We start from the raw sequence: 5,952 nt of genomic DNA, 5'->3' as shown, positions 1-5,952 counted from the left end.
GGCCGGGACGGGGCGGCGCGCCGGGTGAGCGTGCCGGTGGCGGAGTATCAGGCGTTCGACCACGGCTACGCGACGACGATCCACAAGACGCAGGGGGCGACGGTGGACCGGAGCTTCGTGCTGGCGTCGGCGACGATGGACCGGCACCTGGCCTACGTGGCGATGACCCGGCACCGGGACGCGGCGCGGCTGTACGCGGCGGCGGACGAGTTCGCCGGGCGGGAGGCGGGGCGGCTGGTGGCGCACGGGCGTGCCCCCTACGCGCACGATCCGGCGAACCGGGCGAGCTACTTCGTGACGCTGGAGGACGCGGCGGGGGCGCGCCGCACGAGCTGGGGGGCGGACCTGGAGCGGGCGATGGCCGCGGCGCAGCCGGCGCTCGGGGCGACGATCGGGCTGGAGCGCACCGGCTCGGCGGCGGTGCGGCCGGCGGACGGCACGGAGCGGGCGCGGCAGGGCTGGCGGGTGCGGGACGCGGCCGAGCTGGCCGGGGCCGGGCTGGCGGCGCAGCTGTCGCGCTCGGGGGCGAAGGAGACGACCCTGGACTATCCCGGCGCGGGGGAAGCGGCGGCGGAGGCGTTCGCGGCGCGACGCGGGATCGCGGAGGCGCTGGGCATCGCGAGCGAGATTGCAGTGCCGCGCCAGCCCGAGCGGGCCGAGGAGGCGGCCCCGGGCCGGGACGCGGCGAGCGCGGCCGAGCGCCCCCGGCGGAGCATGTTCGACGGGCTGAAGCTGGGGCGGCGTCCACCCGCGTCACGCCCGCAGGCGGAGCCCGCGGCGCCCGGACGGGAGCCGGCACCGCGAACGCGGGGGATGTTCGACGGGTTGCGGCTCGGCGTCGGCCCGCGGGTCGCCGCGGCCGCCCGGCCGGATCCGAGCGAGGTCCCGTCGCCGGAGGATCGGCCGGCGGACCGGCTGGAGCCGCTGTCGGCGTTCGAGGCGGCGCTGGACCGGTACGCGCGGGCACACAGTGCGGCCGAGCGGCACGCGGCGGCCGGGCTGCCGCGGCTGGAGGGGCACGCGCGGGCGGTGGCGGAGGCGGGGCAGGCGCTGGACACAGTGCGGCCGGGCGCGCACGCGCTGGTGCGCTCGAGCCTGGAGCACGACCCGGAGGCGGCGCGGGCGATGGTGGAGCGGACGGGTCGCGACCGGCTCGGGCCGCTGGTCGCCGGTCTGGAGCGGGAGCGCGCGGCGCTGGCGGACCCGGCGGTGCGGGCGGACCGGTTCCTGGCGCGCTGGCAGGACCTGGAGGCGCAGCGCGACGCCCTGCCGGGCGCGGAGCACGCGGAGGCGCGCGGCGCGGTCGAGGGGCGGATGCGGGTCCTGGGGCGGAGCCTGGGGGGAGATCCGGAGGCGAGTGCGGTCCTGCGCGCGCGGGCGGCCGAGCAGGAGCGTGCCGCGGCGCAGGAGCGGGCGGTCGTCGAGGCGCGCGTGCGTGCGGAGGCGCTGGCCCGCGAGCGGGAGCGGGTCGTCCAGCGCAGCCGCGGCCAGGATCTGGGCCTGGAGATGTGACCTGGGCCTGGAGATGTGAGGAGCCGGCATGGAGCGGGGACGAGACGGGAGCGTCGCGGGCGTGCGGGACGGCCGTGCGGGGTCGTCCGAGGCGGAGGCGGGCGACCCGGCGGCGGCGTTCGAGGCGCTTCGGGCGACGGTGGAGGGTCAGGGGGTCGGGCTGGGGCGGGAGATGGCGGCGATCCGCCGGGGCGTGGAGGGGGCGCTGGCCCGGTTCGAGGAGCAGGGCACGCCGGTGGACTACGGCCCCGATCTCGGGCGGATCGTGCAGGCGCTGGGCCTGGTGGAGGATCGTCTGGCGGCGGTGGAGCGGTCGCCGATGCTGCGGCAGGGCCCGGAGCACTATGCCCGCATGCTGGCGAACGGCGGTGAGTCGCTGGTGCGGGCGGCGGCGCAGGGCCTGGAGCGGCAGACCCGGGATCTGGGTCGGGTCGAGCGCCAGCTCTCGGAACGGCTCGTCGGGGCGCGGGAACGGCGACGTCAGGATCGGTGGCTGACCGGTGTCGGCGGGGCGGCGTTCCTGGCGGGGAGTCTAGCGGGGGTTCTGGCGGTGCTGGTGCTGCCGCGCGGGCTGCCGGACGGGGTGGGCCTGAGCGTGGCGGCGACGGTGCTGGGTGCGGATCGGTGGGATGCCGGGGCGGCGCTGATGCGGGCGGGGAGCGCGCCGGGCTGGCAGGGCCTGGTCGAGGCGCACCGGCTGGTGCAGGCGAACCGCGAGGCGTTGACGGGATGCGGGGCGGCGGCGGCGAAGGCCGGCACGGAGCAGCGCTGCACCGTGGTCGTGCCGGTGCCGACGCCGTAGGAGCGGGCGCCTCGGCGCAGCGGCGCGGGACGCCGGTTCCGGACCCGCTCCCTCGGGTGGGTGTCGTGAATTGACAGGCGCCCTCGGCGTGGCGCGATAGAGCGCGGGGCGTGCCGGGCAGAGGTAGATCCGCACGACGAGCGAGGCACGATGGGGACCCGGAGCGAGCACCCGCGTGGATCGGTCCCGGGCAGGGCGCGAAGGTCCGCGGCCGCACCGTCGACGCGGCCGCTGCTCACCCGCGCGACCGAAACGCCGCCCGTCTCACCCGAACTGCGGATCGCCTCCGCCACGCTCTGGCCCTTGCCGACTAACACGTCCACCTGCCGCAGCTTGGCGATCACGTCCTCAGGCTTGTGTCGCTTCGTCCCCATCCGTCCGTCCTCGTCTTGGCCCACAGGCCATACCAAAGGGCGGACCACTCACAGGGGGGCGGATCACTCCAAAGCCCGTGGCGGCATGGATGGATGGGAACGCGGCTATCATCACCGCGTCGGTCATTTGAGAATGACGGGCAGTACCTCGCGGGGCCTAACCCGTCATCGCCGAGAGCAGGATGCCGAGGCCGCCGAGCGCGGCGAGGCTGATGCCGCCCATGAAGGCCAGGTTCCAGCCTGAGAACTGGTCCGAGACCGGAGCGCGGGCGTAGCTCGTCAGCGTGGCTGCGATGCCGCCCAGCGTCAGGGCGAGCCCGATCAGCGTCATCAGGGACATGCGAGATCCTAGACCGCAAGCGGCAGGACCATCGAGCCCACGAGCGTGATGACCTAAGCGTCGAGATCCCTCAGATATCCTCAGCCACGAAAATAAATTCTACTTCGGAGGCGGCCCAGGTCACTCCGAGTCGCGGCGCACATCAATCGCGTCGAGGCTTGGATGAGCTATTGCACGCGATCGGGGGCCTGCGTGAGCCCGAGCCGCAGTGCCGGTGCGACGACCTGATGCTCGTCGAGGCTCTCCCCATTCACGACCCAGACCGTGGGCGCGTCGGGCCAGGGCTCAACCTCGCGGCTTTAGCTGCGCAGGAACGCGATGGCTTCGCGGATGGGGTGAACGCCTTCGGTCATCAACGACCCTACCCCAGGCTGATTGCGACGTCGAACGCGGTGACGGATCGACGGCGTGTCGGTTCGGATCTGGTCGGCGAGCGGCGTGACCTTGGTTCTTCCCTCAATGTTCATCTCGTGCGAGAGTAACCTCATTGCCGGACGGATAGCCCCAGGCCCCGGTGACTGAGCGACGCGCGCGCTAGCCTGTACAGGACAGGCTTGTGCAATGCTTACAGCCATTTCCTCCGATGCCGTCGCGCCCGGCGCGCGCATTTACCGCGCCTATCATCTCGGTCGCGATGGCGATTTCCACTCCGCGATCGTGATCGGTGCTGCGACGGATGACGAGGCACGGGTCGCCGCGGCAACGTTGATCAGTGCCTTCGGCGTTCACCTGTGGGAGCGAGCGCGCTTCCTCGGAGACTTTCCGCCTAGAGCTGCACCGGCGAACGGTCGCCTGCCATAAAGCTCACGCGCTCTCCTGACAAACCTAGCGCATCGTCCTGGATTTTGGATCCAGGACGATGCGCGAGCCCTTTGATTTGCATCATCTTTTCCGAAAGCCGGTGACCACCTTTCAGGACGATGCTCTAGTGCCTCGGGCGTATCTCGAGAACGCCACCTGATCTATGTGGTGGTAACCGCACCCGTTTCGCATCTACAGTTGCACCATCGTTGGCCTGAGCGACCCGGGCGCCAGCGGCTGAGAGTATTCATGCTCCCGCCCTACCGCGGGAGAGCCGCATGCCACGCTACCTCGTCACGACCTATGATGGCATCACAGTCAGCGACCCGGGCGGGATCGAGCTGCCCGACCTAGACGCATTGGCGATCGTTCTACGCCAGACCCTTTCCGCCATCATGCACGATGAGGGTGGGCGTCCCGGCCGAAACGAGTTCTGGGCTGACGCCCACAACGAGTGCGGCGAGCGGGTAATGACTGCCCGAGTCAGCCTGTCGGTGGCGGTGCCTTAGCGGCTCCGTGGCCTGGCCCAACACAGGGGAGGAACATGGACCGATGCTGCGGCGATTGCCGCTGCATGGACTGCCTTCGCACACAGACCATGCCTGACCTATCCCTTGAGCCTCCGTTCACGAACGACGAGATCAACGCGGCCGTCGATGCCTATCTGAAAGATGAGAGTGCTGAGCCGTTCCTCCTCGCATCCGGCCACCGGCTCGACGTGGCCAAGGCGATCGAAATGCACCCGAACATCGCCGTGCGCCTCGCCGACCCAGCCAATCGAGGCTTCCCGAGATGGCGGAGGGCGATGGTTCGGACTGCTGTTCACACGCACTATCACGATCTCGGCCAAGACCAGTTCGTCGAGGCTGCCGGACTCTTTACGGCACCAGAGAGGTGGCTCGGTTTGTCTGAACAGCGACCTGGGCCTGGATAGGTGGATGTCCTGCCGGGTTCAGGCGGCCGCGGGATGCGGCTGCCTGTTGAAGTAGGCTTGGTTGGGGGTGCGTCGATCAAGGCTCGAATGGGGCCTTCGGTCGTTGTAGAAGGTCAGATACCGGCTGATCGAGGCGCGGGCCGTGCTCACGGTGTCGTAGGCCCGCAGATAGATCTCCTCGTACTTGATCGATCGCCACAGCCGCTCGACGAAGATGTTGTCGCGCCACGCGCCCTTGCCATCCATGCTGATGGCGACACCGGCCTTCAGCAAGACACTGGTGAAGGCGTGGCTGGTGAACTGCGCTCCCTGATCCGTGTTGAAGATCTCCGGCCTGCCGTGCCGGGCGAGCGCTTCCTCCAGGGCCTCGACGCAGATGTCGGCCTCCATCGTGATCGACACCCGCCAGGACAGGACCTTGCGGCTGAACCAATCGATCACGACGGCCAAGTAGACGAACCCGCGCGCCATCGGAACGTAGGTGATATCCATCGCTCAGACTTGGTTAGGTCGGTCGATGGTCAGCCCGCGCAAGAGATACGGGTAGATCTTGTGCCCCGGCGCAGGCTTCGAGGTGTTCGGTTTGCGGTAGAGCGCCTCGATGCGCAGGCGCTTCATCAGCGTCGCGACATGACAGCGTCCGATCGTGATGCCCTCCTTGTTCAAGAGATCCCGCAGCATCCGGCTCCCCGCAAAGGGAAGTTCGAGATGCAGTTCGTCCATCCGCCGCATCACGGCCAGATCGGCCGCCGGGACCGCACGCGGCAGGTAGTACACGCTGCCCCGGCTGATCCCGAGCGCCTTGGCCTGTTTGGCGATGGGAAGATTGTGCTCGCGATCGATCATCGCTTTGCGCTCAGCAGACCGGCCTTGCCGAGCGCGCCGGACAAAAAATCGTTGGTCAGCGTCAACTCGCCGATCTTGGCGTGCAGCGTCTTCACGTCGATGGCCGGGGTTGCCTCCGGCCGGGCCGCGGCTCCGAACACCCCGGCTGCCCCTTCGAGAAGCTGAGCTTTCCAGGCCGTGATCTGATTGGGATGCACATCGAACTGCTGAGCCAACTCGGCCAGGGTCTTCTCGCCGCGCAGGGCGGCCAAAGCCACCTTCGCCTTGAAGGCCGGGGCGTGGTTCCGACGGGTACGCTTGCTCATCGTCGCTCCTGATCCGCAGCCATCCTGGCCGCCGTCAG

Annotated in this window: 4 protein-coding genes and 2 pseudogenes; 3 read left to right on the top strand and 3 right to left on the bottom strand. The window is 70.1% G+C overall.

Going from position 1 to position 5,952, the window contains the following annotated elements:
* Positions 1-1,512, top strand: a pseudogene (locus Q8W71_RS32190) (Ti-type conjugative transfer relaxase TraA); the annotation flags it as partial.
* A 28-nt stretch (positions 1,513-1,540) separates the two neighbouring features.
* Entirely contained in the window at positions 1,541-2,314 is a 774-nt protein-coding gene (locus Q8W71_RS32185; protein ID WP_305529403.1) for a DUF6118 family protein, read from the top strand.
* A 531-nt stretch (positions 2,315-2,845) separates the two neighbouring features.
* On the opposite strand, the gene Q8W71_RS32180 is transcribed toward Q8W71_RS32185, so the two are convergent.
* Complete coding sequence (locus Q8W71_RS32180) at positions 2,846-3,028, bottom strand: hypothetical protein (protein ID WP_305529402.1); 183 nt, start codon at positions 3,026-3,028, stop codon at positions 2,846-2,848.
* 1,079 nt (positions 3,029-4,107) lie between these two features.
* Here Q8W71_RS32180 and Q8W71_RS32175 point away from each other — a divergent pair.
* The gene (locus Q8W71_RS32175; protein ID WP_305529401.1) at positions 4,108-4,338 is read left to right on the top strand and encodes a DUF6894 family protein; all 231 of its coding nucleotides are present in this window, start codon (positions 4,108-4,110) and stop codon (positions 4,336-4,338) included.
* A 98-nt stretch (positions 4,339-4,436) separates the two neighbouring features.
* On the opposite strand, the gene Q8W71_RS32170 is transcribed toward Q8W71_RS32175, so the two are convergent.
* A complete protein-coding gene (locus Q8W71_RS32170) occupies positions 4,437-4,679 on the bottom strand; it encodes a hypothetical protein (protein ID WP_305529400.1) in 243 nt (80 codons plus the stop codon).
* 102 nt (positions 4,680-4,781) lie between these two features.
* Positions 4,782-5,914: pseudogene (locus Q8W71_RS32165) on the bottom strand (IS3 family transposase).
* Positions 5,915-5,952 lie beyond the last annotated feature (38 nt).

Source organism: Methylobacterium amylolyticum (assembly GCF_030700245.1).
In the GTDB taxonomy this organism is placed as follows: domain Bacteria; phylum Pseudomonadota; class Alphaproteobacteria; order Rhizobiales; family Beijerinckiaceae; genus Methylobacterium.
This window is presented reverse-complemented; position numbering and strand designations above follow the sequence as displayed.